Raw genomic sequence first — 14,658 nt, 5'->3', positions numbered from 1 at the left:
ATAGCTACCTTGATTATCCATCAGTGTTCCCCTATCAATTGAGGCCGTGAAACTAACCTCGCCACAAGAGAGCTCATAAAGCACTGTAAAGACATCCCTGTTATTATTGCGTTTTGAACTGCCCGAATGGTATACGAGCTGATACGAGATATTCTTGCCTGGAAAAATAATGGATTCACAAAACGATCTCGTTTTTGGGCCTGTTGCTGCCTTATCTCCAGAGCCTCGCTATATTTTTTATCCGATGGATGAATCAATTCTGGCTGTTGTGTTTTTGAAATCTCTTCAAACACGCGCATTAAATTATAGCTCATTGCAGTCAGGCGCATTTGATTTTCAAGTGAGCGGGTATTGGAAGACCAAGCTTTAGTTTCCTTGAAATTACTTTTACTCGATGTTCAAGTTTTTCCATCCCATTGCCATCAAACTCTTACCTTCACCCAGCAGAACAATACTTTAATGATGCTGTTGGCCCTAAGCGCCCTAAATCTCTGCCAATCATATGTTTTCCTGATGGCATCAGTTGAAACACATCCTTTATTAATTCACCTAACTCTTTCAGCTTATCACCAGGATCTGGAAACTCTAGCAATGACGTGATGAACTCAAGCAGTACATCCATTTGAGACTTGCGCTGTAAGCTTCCTACGGTATACGCAGGTAGTTTGCTTTCAATGCGGGCTATTTGCTCTGTGTGAAGGAGAAGGCAATGGTCAAACAAAAGACTCAGAATCAGGCCACGGCTTGATCCCTCTTCATCTAATTGTTTGGCCTCACGCCCCCATCCTTCATAAAGCTTCCAGTCCTCAAAGAAAACCTCAATCAGCCATCTCAACGTATAGGCTTGAATAATATCTTGTGTGCGCCAAGTCAGGTCTGTCGCCACTAAATAGCGATAGTCGTTTTCACCGTCATATTTTAAGGCAATCGCTGAAAATCCTGGAAACGGAGCTTTAGCGAAGTGAAGATTTTTAGTCCGCGATAGCCGTAGGGCCGTTGTTTTGTCGGAGTCTGAGCGTTAGCGAAGGTGGAGACAAAATAAAAGGCCATCCGACACGGCGTCAAGTCATTTGGAGCCTATGTTCCGACCCCTTGTTGGGTCGGGACGAGGTGACGAGGACGAATCGGGGCCGCCGGAGGCATAAGTGGTCGCGTTAAGTTTTTGCTGCTTGCTTGGGCTGGGATGCCCAAAACAAGCTTTCGCAAAAATAGCGACTCCCCGAGACAAAGCGTTTTTTACTGTGTGAACTCACCTTTAATCGTGCACTGCTGACAGTCACTTTAATCTCTTTGCCGCCACGTACACGTATTATCTGATCAATGCCTTTGTTAATCGAATTAAAGTAGCTCTCGACTGACCTTATTCTACCTCTATAGTTTCTCAGATAAATAATTTCCAAATTTGGAGCGCTTAAACTTAGGCGGTAACAACGAAATCTTCCCGCAATTTTTGCATAACACAAATCACTTTACTGGCATCATGCATATAAGTGTTAAAAGTTTGCACAACTGAATCATGAAGATCTTCAAAAGTTTTAAAATACTTCATATGAGTCGAATCGCGTTTCGTATTTTTCCATAATTTCTCAATCGGATTAAAATCCGGCGAGAACGCAGGGAGACGTTCTACTGTCAAACGATCTACATTAGCTAACTTAAATTCCTTAATAACACCGCTTCCATGATACGGGGCACCATCTTCAATTAGAATAATCTTGCCTTTATAATAAGCCAGCAATTGTGTTAAAAACTCAACATAGCTTTCACCATTAAAACGCCCAGATGTTTCAGCGTGTTGTAATATCATTGGCTTATAACTCTCGATTAAGACGTTGTCGGCAATAGAATATATCGCTTCCATAAAAAGCTTCTGTGTTGGATATTTCTCATTTTTTAAGCTTTTAAGAATAGCTAAAAATTCTTGAGGCAGCCCAGCTTCTTTTAAAAGTCTAAGTGACTTTGGTTTTATCTCATAAGCCAATGATTCTCGGTATTGAAAACTCCCTCCTTCGAGTTCGATCGTACCAAACATTTTCAACCCTTTTCGAATCCCTGATGTTTTCACTGTGGGTTGCTCTCCTATTGGAGCCCAGGTTCGTGCCAATGAACCCCACATAGCAAATGACACCTCATCACCGAATAAAACGACACTCTTTTCTTCTACCGCCTTTTCCATAATGGCAGGCAATGTTTCTTCCAGCCACGTTTTTCTTTCAAGCTCGTACTTTTCTTCTTCTTGGCGATCAGTCACAAAACGAGCTTTTTGATAAGTGCAAAAACACTAAAAACACAAGCCATTCTCCTATACAGTGGACAGCCGAGAAAAAACTATCAGCCATTATAGAAACAAGTACCCTGAGCGAGCAAGAGTGTAATGAATATTGTCGTACACGTGGGCTTTATAAAGCTGAACTTGAGTCCTGGAAGACCCATTTTATTAAAGGATCAGAGCAAAACGTGACGCAAGAAAAAACAGATAAAAACGTATTAAAACAATTACGTAGTGAAAACAAAAAATTAGGGCAAAGTCTGTAATATTGTTGGTATCAGCATTCGTACCTTACAAAACTGGCAAGTTAACGGAGGAGTAGAGGCCGATAGAAGGTCGGATGCCATACGCCCATCTCCTAATAATAAATTAAGCGAATATGAGCAACTTGCTATTTTAATGACCTGTAATGAGGACGAGTATGCCAATTTACCACCGAGTCAAATCGTCCCTATCCTGGCAGACAAAGGCATCTACATTGCCTCCGAATCATCATTTTATCGAGTGTTGCATAAAGCAGAACAAGTCACACATAGAGGGCGGGCTAAAGAGCGCAAAAACACCTCCAAACCAACGAGTTATATCGCAGAAAAAGCGAACCAGGTATGGACGTGGGATATCAGCTACATGCCAACACCCATCGTGGGTCAGTTCTACTATTTATATATGATAGAGGACATTTATAGCCGAAAAATAGTCGGGGCTGAAGTGTATGAACAAGAAAGTGGCGAAGATGCCGCTACACTACTTGAGCGTAGCCTGTTAAAGGAAAAAATGATGTATAACCCATTGGTGCTCCATTCTGATAATGGCGCACCAATGAAATCACTCACCTTGCGCAGCAAAATGTATGATTTAAACTTAACCAGCTCATACAGCCGCCCACGAGTGAGTAATGACAACCCTTATTCTGAAGCTTTGTTTAGAACGGTAAAGTATTGTCCTGACTGGCCTGGCAGTGGCTTTGATAGTCTTGATGAAGCCCGGGGATGGGTAGGTAACTTTGTCGAATGGTATAACAACGAGCACCGGCACAGCAAAATAAAATTCGTCACACCTGCGGAACGACATGAAGGAAAAGACAAAAATATTCTTGAAATGCGAGATAAATTATATCTCCAGAAGAAAAAAGAAAAACCTTCCAGATGGTCTGGCTCAACCAGAAACTGGGATGCTACAGGGCCAGTTTCATTAAATCCTGACAGGACTGATGAAGCGGCTTAAATAATTTAGGCGAAAACTATCTTGAAAAACACCGACACGCCCCGACTTATAGAAACAGGAGAGACTACAAAACCTCCCTTTTCCCAAGTTGTCATGACACTGACACAAGAAGAGTATGTACTGCTCAAATGGGGTGCAAACTACTGGAAAGGACAATTCCAGCAAGTCAAACAGAAAAATGACGATCTCAAGCAAGAACTTGAATCTGCCTATGCATGCACCCGGGACTTGAAGCAGCGTCTATTTGGCAAAAAACTGAAAAAGGCGCTGCCAAGAGAGATATTTCTGGAAGGCATCATATACGGATACCCCCCCGGCCCCGTGGTCAGCAAAAAGGTAGCAAGGGACATGGACGGACGCACCGCCCTGATTTGCCGATCATTGAAGAAGAACATGATATTGCTGCTGAAGACACGATCTGCGCGGTTTGTACAAAACCCGACAACCTTCTGTCATAAACAGAGGATTCAAATATTGTGGCTCTATGTGAAATACAGTGGGTAATCGAATTTGTAACTACTCAGCAAAGCTGAGTAGTTATGTAAAAATTCACTATTCCTGGTGCCTATTATCGCATTACCCACTACACATCACACTTAGAGCCAAAAAAATTTAGCCAGACGTAGGGTGAAATAGCGCAGCCTTGACCATAAAAAATGCACGAAATACGTAAACTGAAGTTTCCCAATAATTATTTATGGTAAAATTGAAACTATGCTACAACTATATGAAAAAAATAGTCTTTTCATTCGTTTCAAATGCTATTGCCTAAGGGGAATTAAGTAGGGGTTTGCTATAAACATGGCAAAACCACCTAAAATAAACCTCGATACACCAGCATTGTGTATTTCAGCTACTCAATAATTGGTAAACTTCAGTACGTAAACACAACGAACCTGCAACAATACGGCGTTTACCAGAAGCTTGAGGATGCTCTTTTGTTTGGTGCGTTTGTGCCGGAAAACGCTGCGCTATTCCGGCCTACGTGAGCCTACCTGCATTGGGCTTATACCAGCTTTTCTATATAATCGATAATAAATTGTATACTGCGCTGACCTTTGTATTCATTGATATCTAATTTATAGGCGATTTTAACCTGGCGGATACCTAGCCAGTATTCTGGGCGCTCGACGAAAAAGGCAATCGCATCGACTAATAATTCGCTATCAGGCTTGCGTAAAACCAGTTTCAGATGCTGCTGGCCGACAACCCGGGACTGGACTACATCGAATACGCCATGAAATAATGGCTCTGGAAATTCCTGCCCCCAGGGACCAGCATTTTTTAATAACTCACAAAAACCAATGGTCATTTCAGCATCCGTCAACTCGCCATCGGTATAAACTTTCTGGTCTAAATCCACATCCACCAGCCGTTGCTCTACCGCCTTATCAAAAGCCAGCATAAACGCGGGGTAATCATGTAATTGCAGACTTAATCCTGCTGCCATCGCATGCCCACCAAATTTCTGCAGCACTTTTGGATGCGCAACGGCAATATCACTGAGTACATCTCTAATATGCACCCAGGGAATGGAACGTGCCGAGCCTTTTATTTCACCATTACCAGCATTGGCAAATGCAATCACCGGTCGGTTTAAGCGGTCTTTAATTCGTGATGCCAAAATACCAATGACGCCCTGATGCCAGTCTTCATTATAAATACACACACCCGCCGTTAAGTGCTGTTCATCCAGGGCATGCATATCTTTTAATAAGCACATCGCCTCCTGCTTCATTTGCCCTTCCACCTCGCGCCGCTCAACATTTAGATCGTCCATTTGTTGCGCTAGTTGTTTTGCATGTATAACGTCATCTGACAACAGGCACTGAATACCGATGCTCATATCATCCATGCGCCCTGCGGCATTCAGCCGTGGTCCTATGGCAAAGCCTAAATCAGAGGATACCAGGCTAGGTAAATGTTTCCCTGCTATTTCAACCAGTGCTTTAATGCCCACATGACCATTAGCAGACCTGATTCGCAATAACCCCTGATGTACCAGTATACGATTAACCTGATCCAGAGCCACTACATCTGCAACAGTACCTAAAGCCACCAGATCCAGTAATTGGGCCAGGTTGGGTTCAGCTATATTACGTGTGACAAACCAGCCCTGCTCACGCATACGACTACGCATCGCCATTAAAATATAAAACATAACGCCAACACCTGCCAGCGCGCGACTGGGAAATTCATCATCTGGCAGGTTAGGATTTACAATAGCATCTGCATCAGGTAATTTCTCGCCAGGCAAATGATGGTCCGTCACTAGCACCTGTATTCCTGCCTGCTTTGCGACTTCAACACCTGCCAGACTGGAAATTCCATTGTCTACCGTGACTAGCACATCCGCCTGTTTTGCTATCACCAGTTCAACGATTTCAGGCGTTAGGCCATAGCCATATTCAAAGCGATTGGGCACGATAAAATCTATATTTTCTGCTCCCAGCAATTGAAAACCTTGCATAGCCACTGTACAACTCGTTGCGCCATCGGCATCAAAATCAGCAACGATGATGATTTTCTTTTGCTGCTCAATGGCGTTGATTAAGTACACCACCATTTCCTCCATACCCGTTAATAACCAGGGTGAGGGCAGTTGTGCCAGGCCGCGCTGCAGGTCGGTATCGAACTTGATACCCCGCGCCAGATAAATACGCTTGAGGATCGGGTTTTGCTCTGACACTCCTGCAACTCGACCTAGCAATGGGCGTTCGACAATTTTTTTTGTAATTCCGTGATAATGCATGTGCTATGTCTATTTTTGGCTGAGGAATGTGCAATAAGTTACAGGCGCGCCATGCTACCTCACGAAATTCCGGGACTCCTGTCGCCGTAATTCGTTCACCTACGCAGCGAATAGGAGATGCTCCAGCCGCCCTGCGTCCGCCACAGACTGAGCACAAAGCAGCTCAGTCATGGCTACCACAAATGGCTCTACGGCTATTCGGGATAAAATTTTAGCCTCCCTCGCGCGCTATCGCGCACTTCGGATTGGCAAATTTCCCTGCGCCTTCTGGAGACTATCAGCCCGTCCGGGGCTGACAGCGCTTGAGCAACCCTGAGGTGCGGATCTCTAGAAACTGAGGTTCACCTCCCTTTTGGAAAGGAGGGTTGAGGATATTGTTATTAAATCGACCCTAACCCTCCTGCAAAAAGACAGGCGCGCCATGCTACCTCACGAAATTCCGGGACTCCTGTCGCCATAATTCGTTCACCTACGCAGCGGATGGGAGATGCCCTGAACGCCCTGCGTCCGCAACGACTACGCACAAAAGCCGCTTCGTCATTACTACCTCACTGGCTGGACGGCTATTCGGAATGCAATTCTTGCTCCTCTCGCGTGCTGCTAGCACACGTCGAATCAGCAAATTGCCCTGTCGCCTATCAGGGACTAAAAATCACCACTTCGCTAAGCTCCGTTTCCATGATTTTCAGCGGGGGAAATATTATGCATCAATCGAAGCACCTATCGATTAAACCGATTAGCAATAATACTTTCAACTACGCTTGGGTCTGCTAGAGTTGAAGTATCACCCAAGCTGTCAATCTCATTCGCAGCAACTTTGCGCAATATGCGACGCATAATTTTCCCGGAGCGGGTTTTTGGCAATTGCGGTGCCCATTGAATAATATCCGGAGTCGCAATAGGACCGATGTCGGCACGTACTAATTTAACTAACTCTTTCTTTAATTCTTCAGTACCTTCAGTACCAACATTCAATGTGACATAGGCATAAATGCCCTGCCCTTTAATATCATGCGGATAGCCCACTACGGCAGATTCCGCTACTAATGGGTGCTCATCCAGCGCACTTTCAACTTCGGCCGTTCCCATACGATGGCCAGATACATTAATCACATCATCAACTCGACCGGTAATCCAGTAATAGCCCTGCTCATCACATCGCGCGCCATCTCCGGTAAAATAATACCCCGGATAACTTTTAAAATAGGTATCGATAAAACGTTGATGATCGCCATAAATGCTGCGTGCCTGTCCTGGCCAGGGCCGCTCTAATACCAACACTCCTTCTGAGTCATCATCTATGACTTGCCCTTCATTGCTTAAAATAGCCGGTTTCACTCCAAAGAAAGGTCGTGTAGCCGAACTAGGTAGTAATTCCGACGCGCCCGGCAGTGGTGTAATCAAGATACCACCGGTTTCTGTCTGCCACCAGGTATCCACAATCGGGCAATTTGCCTTACCCACAAGTTCATAATACCACTCCCAAGCTTCCGGGTTAATTGGCTCGCCTACTGAACCCAGAATACGCAAACTGCTTCGTTGAGTATTCTCTAAATATTGATCACCTACTGCCATTAAAGCCCTTAATGCCGTGGGTGCGGTATAGAAAATATTCACCTGATGTTTATCGACCACTTGCCAGAATCGACTGGCATCCGGGTAAGTCGGTACACCTTCAAATAATAAAGTTGTTGCGCCATTGCATAAAGGCCCGTAAATCATATAGGTATGTCCGGTAACCCAACCAATATCGGCAGTACACCAGTAGATTTCACCTTCCTGATAATCAAAGATGTATTTATGCGTAATCGCTGCATATAACAAGTAACCACCTGTGGTATGCAATAAACCTTTAGGCTTACCCGTTGAGCCGGAAGTATACAAAATAAATAGTGGGTCTTCGGCATCCATCCATACGGGTTCACACTCGGTCGAGGCTTCAGCCATCGTCTGATGATACCAGATATCACGCTCGTCCTGCCATGCAACAGAGTTACCTGTATTTTTTACGACGATAACCCTTTGTACTCCGGGACAGGATTCCAGTGTAGTATCTACGACAGCTTTAATAGGGATGATTTTGCCACCACGGTAGCCTTCATCTGCACACACAACGGCGGTGCACTCAGAGTCATTAATCCTGTCTTTGAGTGCCTCAGCGGAAAAACCGCCAAACACTATCGAATGTACTGCACCTATTCGAGTGCAGGCTAAAATCACCGCTGCCGCTTCGATAATCATGGGTAAATAAATACACACCCGATCCCCTTTCTTTACACCTTGAGCTTTTAAAACATTGGCAAACTGACACACTTCCGTATGTAGTTCCCGATAAGTCATTTTTTTATCATTAGCAGGGTTATCACCTTCCCAGATTAAAGCGACCTGATCGCCTCTCGTTGCCAGATGTCTATCCAGGCAATTAACACTGACATTAAGCTCGGCTCCCTCAAACCAGCTGATTTTTCCCTGATGATAGTCATAATCCGTCACTTTATCCCAGAGTTTGTGCCAATCCAAAAATTGCTCTGCTTGTTCTGCCCAAAAAACTTCAGGCTGATCAATAGATTGCTTATATAAAGCTAAATATTGCTCATTATTAATATGTGCTTTTGCAGCGATATTTGCTTTAACCGGATAACTCTCGCTTGCATAGGTTTGATGTTTAGACATTTTTATTCCTCAGGTCACGACTAGCATGACACATTTTTCATTCCCACGCTCAGCGTGGTATACACTTATCATTGGGGAGTCGCTATTTTTGCGAAAGCTTGTTTTGGGCATCCCAGCCTCGGGGAGTCGCTATTTTTGCGAAAGCTTGTTTTGGGCATCCCAGCCCAAGCAAGCAGCAAAAACTTAACGCGACCACTTATGCCTCCGGCGGCCCCGATTCGTCCTCGTCACCTCGTTCCGACCCAACAAGGGGTCGGAACATAGGCTCCAAATGACTTGACGCCGTGTCGGATGGCCTTTTATTTTGTCTCCACCTTCGCTAACGCTCAGACTCCGACAAAATAACGGCCCTACGGCTATCGCGGACTAAAAATCATCACTTCGCTTAGGCTCCGTTTCCCTGATTTTCAGCGGTCGCCTAGCAATAAGACTTAGAAAAAGCCCAATGGATTAATGTCATAACTGACTAGCATATTCTTGGTTTGCTGATAGTGATCCAGCATCATTTTATGCGTCTCTCTACCAATGCCTGACTTTTTATAACCACCAAATGCCGCATGAGCCGGATAATGATGGTAGCAGTTGGTCCAAACTCGCCCTGCCTGAATACCGCGTCCCATACGATAGGCGAGGTTCATATCACGGGTCCACAGACCTGCACCTAAACCAAATTCGGTATCATTGGCAATCGCCAGCGCTTCGGCTTCACCTTTAAAGGTCGTTACCGAGATAAAGGGGCCAAAAATTTCTTCCTGAAAGATGCGCATTTTATTATTTCCCTGCATCACTGTCGGCTGAATATAATAGCCATCCTTCAGATCCCCTCCCAGTTCAGCAATCTTACCACCCATCAAGAGTTTAGCGCCTTCCTGTTTGCCAATTTCAACATAACTCAATATCTTGTCGAACTGTTCCTTTGATGCCTGGGCACCAACCATGGTTTCAGTGTCCAGAGGATTACCGCGTTTGATTTGCTCTGCCCGGACGATCACTTTTTCTATAAATTCATCATAGATAGACTCTTCTACCAATAATCTTGACGGGCAGGTACAAACTTCACCCTGATTGAAAAATGCCAGCACTGCCCCCTCGATGCATTTACTAACAAATTCGTCTTCCTGATCTAGTACATCGGCAAAGAAAATATTTGGCGATTTACCACCCAACTCTACAGTCGATGGGATAATATTTTCCGCAGCACACTTAAGAATATGTTCGCCCACCGGAGTCGATCCGGTAAAGGCAATTTTAGCAATACGTGTACTCGTTGCAAGAGCCTGTCCTGCCTCAGCGCCAAAGCCATTAACAATATTCAGTACCCCGGCAGGTAATAAATCGCCAATAATTTCTATTAAGATCAGAATGGACGCAGGCGTTTGCTCAGCGGGTTTCATCACCACGCAATTACCAGTCACCAGAGCAGGCGCTAGTTTCCAGCAAGCCATCAGCAACGGGAAGTTCCACGGAATAATCTGTCCGACTACGCCCAATGGCTCATGAAAATGATACGCCACGGTATTTTCATCGATTTCACCAATAGACCCTTCCTGGGCTCGCATGCAGCCTGCATAATAACGAAAGTGATCTGCACATAAAGGCACATCCGCCGCCAACGTTTCACGTACTGCTTTGCCGTTATCCCAGGTGTCAGCAACGGCGAGTTTTTCCAGGTTTGCATCAATACGATCTGCAACCTTCAATAAAATATTTGATCTTGCGGTCACCGACGTTTTTCCCCAGGCTTCTTTTGCCTGATGCGCAGCATCCAGAGCCAGATTGATATCTTCCTCAGTAGAGCGTGGGATTTCACAAAATACCTGCCCATTGACAGGACTTTTATTCTCGAAATATTGCCCTTTCACAGGCGGAACCCATTCCCCCCCGATAAAATTTCCATAGCGTTGCTTAAAGTCGACCTTACTTTCAGTTGTATTCGGTGCTGCGTAAATCATGTTTATTAACTCCAGTAGAACGGTTATGTCTAATCAGTTTAGTCACTGTACTTTCAAGATAGAGAACCCTTAGCTTAATACCCTCCTTTATAGGGGTACGCGGTTAGTCTGTGCTTGCAAGCTATATAAACATGGACTTTGCTTATATATTTTCATCTGTATCTGCACTCTATTTGTATAAATTTCTATCTTACTCACCGGCAATAAATTAAACCTTACCGCTATTGTAAACAATGAGCTACACCGTAGGCTGATGATATGGACTCCTCTCCCACCAACAGTGTCATAATGCACCTAAGAGTAATAACGGAGCAAAGAGGAGCCCGACATGAATAATAGCGTAATTGGATTGGATATAGCAAAAAATATTTTTCACATGTATACATTTGATGAAAAAAAAACATCAGTGTTCCCCTATCAATTGAGGCCGTGAAACTAACCTCGCCACAAGAGAGCTCATAAAGCACTGTAAAGACATTCCTGTTATTATTGAGTTTTGAACTGCTCGAATGGTATACGAGCTGATACGGGATATTCTTGCCTGGAAAAATAATGGATTCACAAAACGATCTCGTTTTTGGGCCTGTTGCTGCCTTATCTCCAGATCCTCGCTATATTTTTTATCCGATGGATGAATCAATTCTGGCTGTTGTGTTTTTGAAATCTCTTCAAACACGCGCATTAAATTATAGCTCATTTCAGTCAGGCGCATTTGATTTTCAAGTGAGCGGGTATTGGAAGACCAAGCTTTAGTTTCCTTGAAATTACTTTTACTCGATGTTCAAGTTTTCAGCTATAACTGGGCTAAGAAAAGTAAATTTTTACGGCTTTGTTTTATAAGTATTGATTTACAATGATGTTGATGCTTTCTTTGTCAGTAAAATTGTCAATAAAATCAATCAGTTAAAAAACTTGAACATCGAGTTTTAGTGTTATTGAATGTCTTTTCAATCGTCCATCGCTTGAAATACAGCATGGCAATGGTTCCAGGGTTAATAGTCATTGGCAAGGTTGTCACAAACCGGTGAAGTTTTCCGGTTTCTGGATCACGGTAATCCACCACGTTAAATTTGATGCCCTTGTTTTCGTACACACCGCGGTGTTTTTCAAGATAGTTTTCGCCTAAATTATTTAAGCCGCTTCATCAGTCCTGTCAGGATTTAATGAAACTGGCCCTGTAGCATCCCAGTTTCTGGTTGAGCCAGACCATCTGGAAGGTTTTTCTTTTTTCTTCTGGAGATATAATTTATCTCGCATTTCAAGAATATTTTTGTCTTTTCCTTCATGTCGTTCCGCAGGTGTGACGAATTTTATTTTGCTGTGCCGGTGCTCGTTGTTATACCATTCGACAAAGTTACCTACCCATTCCCGGGCTTCATCAAGACTATCAAAGCCACTGCCAGGCCAGTCAGGACAATACTTTACCGTTCTAAACAAAGCTTCAGAATAAAGGTTGTCATTACTCACTCGTGGGCGGCTGTATGAGCTGGTTAAGTTTAAATCATACATTTTGCTGCGCAAGGTGAGTGATTTCATTGGTGCGCCATTATCAGAATGGAGCACCAATGGGTTATACTCGATGTTCAAGTTTTTCCATCCCATTGCCATCAAACTCTTACCTTCACCCAGCAGAACAATACTTTAATGATGGTGTTGGCTCTAAGCGCCCTAAATCTCTGCCAATCATATGTTTTCCTGATGGCATCAGTTGAAACACATCCTTTATTAATTCACCTAACTCTTTCAGCTTATCACCAGGATCTGGAAACTCTAGCAATGACGTGATGAACTCAAGCAGTACATCCATTTGAGACTTGCGCTGTAAGCTTCCTACGGTATACGCAGGTAGTTTGCTTTCAATGCGGGCTATTTGCTCTGGGTGAAGGAGAAGGCAATGGTCAAACAAAAGACTCAGAATCAGGCCACGGCTTGATCCCTCTTCATCTAATTGTTTGGCCTCACGCCCCCATCCTTCATAAAGTTTCCAGTCCTCAAAGAAAACCTCAATCAGCCATCTCAACGTATAGGCTTGAATAATATCTTGTGTGCGCCAAGTCAGGTCTGTCGCCACTAAATAGCGATAGTCGTTTTCACCGTCATATTTTAAGGCAATGACAAAGCGTTTTTTACTGTGTGAACTCACCTTTAATCGTGCACTGCTGACAGTCACTTTAATCTCTTTTCCGCCACGTACACGTATTATCTGATCAATGCCTTTGTTAATCGAATTAAAGTAGCTCTCGACTGACCTTATTCTACCTCTATATTCAATATTTTGGTTTTTACGTAATTGGCTAATCACCTGCGAGCCTCCAGATTCTTTAGCGGCTTCGTCCATAAAGGCTTTTTCACCATACAGCGCATCAGCCAGTACGCCTTTAATTTTAATCAGGCTATGCGCAACTTTAAACTCTTTTAATAAGCCTAATGCAATCTCTGTTTTGGTTGGGTAGGCACTGTCACGTTCAGGCTTAATAGGCCGATCTTTTTTTGCTATACCGCTCTTTTTCAACCGTTTATCTTCTTTATCCCACTGCTTTAAGGCTGGATCCGGCATATAAAAGAAAAAACCGACAGGCACTGTAATGGATGAGGTAACTAGCAGCAATAATACTATCGTTTGTCCATTAACATACCCGCCGGAGCCTTTGTGTTTCTGCTTGTAAACCTTATAAATACGTTTTGTAGACTTAGATCGTGCTCGGTCTGATTCATCAAAGGCCAACACACCTTCAGTAATGCCATAACGTTTTAAAATTAAGACCACACTCACCCGTAGCAACCAGTCCCAGGGTATACTTGCTTTACGAAACACCCAGGATAATGCGGCTACTTTGCAATCTCCAAGGCTTGCTCGCTCAAACTTAGCCCAGCAAACAGAGTTCATTAGCAGTATGCCCGTTAAACAAGTGCCCAACCAAGCGGCTTGAATCCGTGTCAAAGCGGCTCCGGGTTTTAGCTGATTGAGCGCATCATTTAAATCGTCAATATAGCTCTGGATAAAGGTGGCTGGGGCATTCATTAACATGGGCTTACACCGATAAAATTACAACAACCTCAGAATACCTGATTTTACCTTCTCAATATCAAAAACTTGAACATCGAGTTATACATCATTTTTTCCTTTAATAGGCTACGCTCAAGTAGTGTAGCGGCATCTTCGCCACTTTCTTGTTCATACACTTCAGCCCCGACTATTTTTCGGCTATAAATGTCCTCTATCATATATAAATAGTAGAACTGACCCACGATGGGTGTTGGCATGTAGCTGATATCCCACGTCCATACCTGGTTCGCTTTTTCTGCGATATAACTCGTTGGCTTGGAGGTGTTTTTGCGCTCTTTAGCCCGCCCTCTATGTGTGACTTGTTCTGCTTTATGCAACACTCGATAAAATGATGATTCGGAGGCAATGTAGATGCCTTTGTCTGCCAGGATAGGGACGATTTGACTCGGTGGTAAATTGGCATACTCGTCCTCATTACAGGTCATTAAAATAGCAAGTTGCTCATATTCGCTTAATTTATTATTACTCGATGTTCAAGTTTTTCCATCCCATTGCCATCAAACTCTTACCTTCACCCAGTAGAACAATACTTTAATGATGCTGTTGGCCCTAACCCATCTTCGTCACTATTGATGATGTAGTTGTTATAAATCAATTGGTTGAAATTTTAAAAAGTAGCCAGTTGGCACTACAGATTTTGTGTTTTTGTATAAAACGTTGGATTTTTTAGAGTATTTTTGTCGCATGTAGATTACACTCAAATAATGATGATTTTTTTGAC

The 14,658-nt window shown here is 43.6% G+C and carries 19 protein-coding genes and 2 pseudogenes; 5 read left to right on the top strand and 16 right to left on the bottom strand.

Annotated features, from left to right (window positions below; genetic code table 11):
- Positions 1-20: 20 nt before the first annotated feature.
- From K6984_RS13025 to K6984_RS13010, 6 genes are all read right to left on the bottom strand, one after another.
- The gene (locus K6984_RS13025; RefSeq protein ID WP_221894087.1) at positions 21-329 is read right to left on the bottom strand and encodes a hypothetical protein; all 309 of its coding nucleotides are present in this window, start codon (positions 327-329) and stop codon (positions 21-23) included.
- A 107-nt stretch (positions 330-436) separates the two neighbouring features.
- Positions 437-886 carry a hypothetical protein gene (locus K6984_RS13020; protein WP_221895267.1) on the bottom strand — a complete coding sequence of 150 codons (450 nt, stop codon included), beginning with the start codon at positions 884-886 and terminating at the stop codon, positions 437-439.
- A 32-nt stretch (positions 887-918) separates the two neighbouring features.
- Positions 919-1,050 carry a hypothetical protein gene (locus K6984_RS33440; protein WP_263458742.1) on the bottom strand — a complete coding sequence of 44 codons (132 nt, stop codon included), beginning with the start codon at positions 1,048-1,050 and terminating at the stop codon, positions 919-921.
- A 27-nt stretch (positions 1,051-1,077) separates the two neighbouring features.
- Positions 1,078-1,206, bottom strand: a complete 129-nt coding sequence (locus tag K6984_RS33435; RefSeq protein ID WP_263458596.1) for a hypothetical protein — start codon at positions 1,204-1,206, stop codon at positions 1,078-1,080.
- Entirely contained in the window at positions 1,155-1,400 is a 246-nt protein-coding gene (locus K6984_RS13015; protein ID WP_221895921.1) for a hypothetical protein, read from the bottom strand. Before K6984_RS13015 ends, K6984_RS33435 begins: the two co-directional genes overlap by 52 nt.
- 17 nt (positions 1,401-1,417) lie before the next feature.
- Positions 1,418-2,251 (bottom strand): transposase, encoded by an 834-nt coding sequence (locus K6984_RS13010; protein ID WP_221895920.1) that lies wholly within the window; start codon positions 2,249-2,251, stop codon positions 1,418-1,420.
- Positions 2,252-2,536: 285 nt separating this feature from the next.
- Between K6984_RS13010 and K6984_RS13005 the strand changes: the two genes are divergently transcribed.
- Both K6984_RS13005 and K6984_RS13000 read left to right on the top strand, forming a co-directional pair.
- Entirely contained in the window at positions 2,537-3,493 is a 957-nt protein-coding gene (locus K6984_RS13005; RefSeq protein WP_221895984.1) for an IS3 family transposase, read from the top strand.
- Positions 3,494-3,514: 21 nt separating this feature from the next.
- Entirely contained in the window at positions 3,515-3,997 is a 483-nt protein-coding gene (locus K6984_RS13000; RefSeq protein WP_221895919.1) for a hypothetical protein, read from the top strand.
- 502 nt (positions 3,998-4,499) lie between these two features.
- On the opposite strand, the gene recJ is transcribed toward K6984_RS13000, so the two are convergent.
- Both recJ and K6984_RS30990 read right to left on the bottom strand, forming a co-directional pair.
- Positions 4,500-6,116, bottom strand: a complete 1,617-nt coding sequence (gene recJ, locus K6984_RS12995; RefSeq protein WP_230988068.1) for a single-stranded-DNA-specific exonuclease RecJ — start codon at positions 6,114-6,116, stop codon at positions 4,500-4,502.
- Positions 6,031-6,402: a hypothetical protein gene (locus K6984_RS30990; RefSeq protein ID WP_230988062.1), complete on the bottom strand. Its 372-nt coding sequence runs from the start codon at positions 6,400-6,402 to the stop codon at positions 6,031-6,033. Before K6984_RS30990 ends, recJ begins: the two co-directional genes overlap by 86 nt.
- Before the next feature lie 12 nt (positions 6,403-6,414).
- Here K6984_RS30990 and K6984_RS12990 point away from each other — a divergent pair, with 12 nt between their 5' ends.
- Positions 6,415-6,561, top strand: coding sequence for a hypothetical protein (locus K6984_RS12990; protein WP_221895917.1), 147 nt, complete (start codon positions 6,415-6,417; stop codon positions 6,559-6,561).
- Positions 6,562-6,625: 64 nt separating this feature from the next.
- Here K6984_RS12990 and K6984_RS12985 read toward each other — a convergent pair whose 3' ends face one another.
- On the bottom strand, positions 6,626-6,769 hold the full coding sequence (locus K6984_RS12985) for a hypothetical protein (protein WP_221895916.1): 144 nt from the start codon (positions 6,767-6,769) through the stop codon (positions 6,626-6,628).
- On the opposite strand from K6984_RS12985, the gene K6984_RS12980 reads away from it, so the two are divergent.
- Positions 6,726-7,019: a hypothetical protein gene (locus tag K6984_RS12980; protein WP_221895915.1), complete on the top strand. Its 294-nt coding sequence runs from the start codon at positions 6,726-6,728 to the stop codon at positions 7,017-7,019. The two genes, K6984_RS12985 and K6984_RS12980, sit on opposite strands and share 44 nt — an antisense overlap.
- On the opposite strand, the gene acs is transcribed toward K6984_RS12980, so the two are convergent.
- A complete protein-coding gene (gene acs / locus K6984_RS12975; RefSeq protein ID WP_221895914.1) occupies positions 6,966-8,918 on the bottom strand; it encodes an acetate--CoA ligase in 1,953 nt (650 codons plus the stop codon). The two genes, K6984_RS12980 and acs, sit on opposite strands and share 54 nt — an antisense overlap.
- 135 nt (positions 8,919-9,053) lie before the next feature.
- Between acs and K6984_RS33430 the strand changes: the two genes are divergently transcribed.
- Entirely contained in the window at positions 9,054-9,182 is a 129-nt protein-coding gene (locus K6984_RS33430; protein ID WP_263458596.1) for a hypothetical protein, read from the top strand.
- A gap of 167 nt (positions 9,183-9,349) precedes the next feature.
- Here K6984_RS33430 and exaC read toward each other — a convergent pair whose 3' ends face one another.
- From exaC to K6984_RS12945, 6 genes and pseudogenes are all read right to left on the bottom strand, one after another.
- Positions 9,350-10,870 carry an acetaldehyde dehydrogenase ExaC gene (gene exaC / locus K6984_RS12970; protein ID WP_221895913.1) on the bottom strand — a complete coding sequence of 507 codons (1,521 nt, stop codon included), beginning with the start codon at positions 10,868-10,870 and terminating at the stop codon, positions 9,350-9,352.
- Between the two features lie 403 nt (positions 10,871-11,273).
- The gene (locus K6984_RS12965; protein WP_221895912.1) at positions 11,274-11,582 is read right to left on the bottom strand and encodes a hypothetical protein; all 309 of its coding nucleotides are present in this window, start codon (positions 11,580-11,582) and stop codon (positions 11,274-11,276) included.
- Positions 11,583-11,765: 183 nt separating this feature from the next.
- Positions 11,766-11,963, bottom strand: coding sequence for a hypothetical protein (locus K6984_RS12960; protein ID WP_221895911.1), 198 nt, complete (start codon positions 11,961-11,963; stop codon positions 11,766-11,768).
- A 38-nt stretch (positions 11,964-12,001) separates the two neighbouring features.
- Positions 12,002-12,439, bottom strand: a pseudogene (locus K6984_RS12955) (transposase); the annotation flags it as partial.
- Positions 12,440-12,491: 52 nt separating this feature from the next.
- Positions 12,492-13,898, bottom strand: a complete 1,407-nt coding sequence (locus K6984_RS12950) for a transposase (protein ID WP_221895909.1) — start codon at positions 13,896-13,898, stop codon at positions 12,492-12,494.
- A gap of 89 nt (positions 13,899-13,987) precedes the next feature.
- Positions 13,988-14,398: pseudogene (locus K6984_RS12945) on the bottom strand (IS3 family transposase); the annotation flags it as partial.
- Positions 14,399-14,658 lie beyond the last annotated feature (260 nt).

This window comes from Bathymodiolus japonicus methanotrophic gill symbiont (genome assembly GCF_019721995.1).
Classification (GTDB): domain Bacteria; phylum Pseudomonadota; class Gammaproteobacteria; order Methylococcales; family Methylomonadaceae; genus Methyloprofundus.
The sequence above is the reverse complement of the archived record's forward strand: the minus strand, read 5'-3'. Positions and strand labels throughout refer to the sequence as shown.